Source organism: Pseudoalteromonas sp. MER144-MNA-CIBAN-0113, from assembly GCF_040308965.1.
GTDB lineage: Bacteria > Pseudomonadota > Gammaproteobacteria > Enterobacterales > Alteromonadaceae > Pseudoalteromonas > Pseudoalteromonas tetraodonis.
The window spans coordinates 1-278 of sequence record NZ_JBEOOG010000301.1 but is presented as its reverse complement, the minus strand read 5'-3'; the positions used below and the strand labels follow the sequence as shown (position 1 = coordinate 278).

Annotated in this window: 1 pseudogene; it reads left to right on the top strand. The window is 33.5% G+C overall.

What is annotated here, in order from left to right:
• Window positions 1-278 (top strand): annotated as a pseudogene (locus AAEY57_RS19795) (formimidoylglutamase); the annotation flags it as partial.

Here is a 278-nt window from a genome sequence, read left to right as displayed (position 1 = left end):
GGTAATGGTTTTCGCTACGCGTATAACGAGCAACATCTAAGTAATTACCATGTTATTGGCTTACATGAATTAAAAAATAATCAAGCAATTATAGATGCAATGAGTGAAGCTAACTTTAAGTTTGATAGCTATCAATCTATACAAGTTAAGCGAAAAATTACACTAACGCAGGCAATTGAAAATGCACTAAGTAATTTTAACGATTTACCACTGGGTATTGAAGTTGATTTAGATAGTATTACTTACATGCCGGTTAGTGCGTACACATGTTGCGGATT